Annotated in this window: 3 protein-coding genes; 2 read left to right on the forward strand and 1 reads right to left on the reverse strand. The window is 56.8% G+C overall.

The annotated features are described in order from the left end of the window. Window positions 1-330 precede the first annotated feature (330 nt). On the reverse strand, window positions 331-1,725 hold the full coding sequence (locus tag EOM25_13350; GenBank protein ID NCC26160.1) for a hypothetical protein: 1,395 nt from the start codon (window positions 1,723-1,725) through the stop codon (window positions 331-333). 239 nt (window positions 1,726-1,964) lie between these two features. Here EOM25_13350 and EOM25_13355 point away from each other — a divergent pair, with 239 nt between their 5' ends. Continuing rightward, on the forward strand, window positions 1,965-2,777 hold the full coding sequence (locus EOM25_13355; protein ID NCC26161.1) for a hypothetical protein: 813 nt from the start codon (window positions 1,965-1,967) through the stop codon (window positions 2,775-2,777). Beyond that, complete coding sequence (locus EOM25_13360) at window positions 2,732-3,145, forward strand: hypothetical protein (GenBank protein NCC26162.1); 414 nt, start codon at window positions 2,732-2,734, stop codon at window positions 3,143-3,145. The genes EOM25_13355 and EOM25_13360 overlap by 46 nt, the downstream gene beginning before the upstream one ends. Window positions 3,146-3,371: the final 226 nt, after the last annotated feature.

The raw sequence follows: 3,371 nt of genomic DNA on the forward strand, positions 1-3,371 counted from the left end.
ACTGGGGACCAGCCTGTATGATTGCCGGACGGAAGTAGCAAACCCCAATTCTCAGTATCCGATGCATCGATATCGGACAACATTTGAAACGAATCACTCCAACTCGACGGATTTTGCGTAATCCAGTACAAATGGGACAAGGTCTCAACCTGCCTGGGATTGCCGAGAGGTTCGACAGGAATCGGTTCGGCATAAAGCCCATTGGTGGAAAAAACCATGGCCGTTATGAGCCAAATAAACAACCTCAGTGATATTTTCTTCATAAACTGCCCGCCCCCATTTTTTGATCAAAAGCCCTGGATCGAGACAAAATCGCTATGATTTCCATAGTCAGTTATCAAGCAACATCATGATAGCACCGGGCGAAAAAACTCTTCCCGCTCCCACGAGCACACGCCAGACATGGACCACGCAGGCATTGGTCTCCCCGCCCATGCCTCGTTCGACCATGAACACCCGGCCGTTTTCACTGTCAAAGGTCATGCCGCCGGCATTCCAGCAGGTGGTCCCGGTCTGGTAGAACTCACTCGGTTTCCAGACCGCGTAGGGCAGCACTTTCCATGGATCGGCTTGCCCTTTGGCTATGTCTCCCAAGGCGTGGACATCGTAGAAGATGACTTGGCGTTCGCTTGGATCGCAATGATATCCCTGACCGTCTCCGCAGGGATCACCGCACTCGCTCCCTCCGTAACAATTTCGACTGCCTTTGAGGCCGAGAAGCATGATTGCCCGTTTGGAGCCGGTGTCCACAAAGGCTCCGCCGGTCCAGTCGTCGCACATTGAAAATAATGGATAGTCGCATTCGGCCGTGGGTCCGATGTTGGGTCCGGCGCACCCGGGGTACTTGACCCGGTAGTAAAGGAAAGGCAATGCATCGAGATCGCCTGTGGGCTCATCCGAATCCAGTGCCCGGAAGGCGAACAGGGTCGGACCCTGGGAGCCGCCGTCCGTGGTCACCGGATCGATGGAGGCCGGTGTGCCCCGGGACCGCCCGGTCACCAGACGCCGACCCCCGAGATACTGGTCGGCGTACCACTGGGGCACGGTGAACAGATAGGAGCCCATCTTCCGGCCGTGAAAGGGAGCAGCGTCCGGCCCGACATGAAACACGCCCCGGGCTCCACTGCCGTCCATGTTCGACATCCAAATGGTCGGGAAGGTGTCCTCGCCGAAAACCCCTTCGGCATACCAGCCTTCCAATGCCCCGTAGACCTTGTCCTGACTTTGGGTTCCGGTCCTGGGCATATACTCAATGTCGCTGACAAAGACATACTCCCGGTGCACGGTGGCAACCAGGCCCTGGTCATAGTTGATCATCCCGCCCGAGAGCTGGGCCAATGGCAGGGACTCCCAGTTGGAAGCCTTGGTCGGCGTGGGAATGAGCACTTGCCCATAGTAGGAGTAGCAAATCCAGGAAGGATCCCAGCAGGCCTCGGCGGGATGTTCCGGACTGGAAGGAGCCTGGAATCCGGTCATCAAAAGGCTCCCCCGGCCTCCGTCGCCCAAAGGGTAGTAGGACATGCCAAGTGCCCCCCAGTTGAACTCGTCCGGCAGACGGAAGGCACCTTGGTAAACGAGGTCCGTAGGCTGGAGCCGCTCGACCGGAGTGTCCGCAGCCAGCACAAGGGAGGAGGCCTGCAGAGACAACGCGGCCCAAATAATTAGACCCAAAAAGAGAAAAGCTGTTTCCACCGGTCCTTGGAACATATTCCGAGGCCCCTTCATCGTTCTTCCTCCTAGACGCAATTGAACGCCACGATTGTCCCCACATACCATTCCCAGAGCTCGTTGACCATACCCTCTTGGACGATTCCAGGTCTCAATCCGCCACAACCCTCCCCCTTGAGACAGACTCTCCGTCCCGGTTTCAGTCGCTGGTCAAGGCCCCAGCATTTCCTTTGACAGGCCCGACTGGTCGTGGTGTAAAACAGGCTTCACACATAAAATGTGACCACGAGGTTTCTATGATCCAGATATTGATGATTCCGTTCATAGCTCTGACCCTGTTGACCTGCCCGAGACTGGTCTTGGCCGATCCTCTGGATGATGAGATTGAAGGCATCGTCAAGGACTTCCAAATCCACATGAATCGTCTCGACCCCGGCAAAACCTACCATGTTGTTGTCCGCTTCTTCATAGACTCCACGACCAAAAAGACCAACCGACTGACGGAAGAAATCGAGCGGACTCTCATCGAGACCGTCATCGATCGCCTCGGTGACCGCCAGAACATCGTCGTCCTCGAACGAAATCGTCTCAAGGACCTGGATCGGGAAATGACCTTTGACACCGACGGGGAAATGACCTGGGACAAGAAGATGTTCCAAAAAATCGGGGCAGGCTTTCTCATCACCGGCAGCGTGACGGGGTACAGCGACCATGTCCGCATCAGGGCCAAGATGATTGACATCTTGACCGGAGCCATCGTTACCGGAGCCCGGGCCAAGGTCCGCTTGGACGAATTGGACCCGGTTCTGGCTGCCGACTACAAGTCAGAAGAAGACAAAAAAAAGGTCTCGGCGCCCTCGGTCAAGCCCAAGGAGGAAACCCAGGCCGAACCAAACTGGCCGCCCAGCTATGACGACTCCTCTGGGAACCAGAACAACCTGTTCAGCGACGAGTATGAGCCATATCAACAGCAACAGCCGCAAACCATGGGCTGGCATTGCTGCGATTATTATTACAATATGCCTCAGTGTACGATGAACGCTCCAGGCCCGTTGGGATCCCCGTGCTTCTGCCTTGGTATCCCCGGCCAAGGCTACGTCTGCCCCTGACCGGGATGCGGATCGAAACCGAGATCATTTCCGTGGACGAAGGTCGGGAGGCCCTGAAATCTGGTTCCCCCTTTCTGACCGCAGAGGAAATCGAACCGCACCGCCATCGGGCCGACGCCCCCCAGCGTCTGGCCGCACGCATCGCCGCCAAACGGGCCGTGGCCCGAGCCCTGGGCCTGGAAAACGATTTCTCCTGCTGGCCGCTCATAGCCATCGACAACCTGCCTTCTGGTCAGCCCATGGTCCAACTTCAAGGATCCTTGGCCAAGCTGACGATCAGCCCTGCCAAACTACTCCTGTCACTCTCCCATTGCCCCACCCATGCCGTGGCCTTGGTGGTCTTGGAACGAGTCGGCCGACAGGGATGACAAAAAGCCCGGTCGTCTTCCGATGACCGGGCTCCTTTTCTTTTTCAAAGCCCTCGAAGCGGCCTGACTTGTTGGCTCTATCCAAACCTGTGCATTTGCCCCTTGAACGGGACGGTCCATTGACTCACAAAGCCCCAGTCCCTGATCTGTCCATGGTCATTGTGGTTTTTTCCAGAAAACCACCGAAGCCGTGCATTCCTCGCGGACCACATCGCCGTCGGCCAAG

The sequence above is a fragment of the Deltaproteobacteria bacterium genome (genome assembly GCA_009929795.1).
Classification (GTDB): Bacteria; Desulfobacterota; Desulfovibrionia; order Desulfovibrionales; family Desulfomicrobiaceae; genus RZZR01.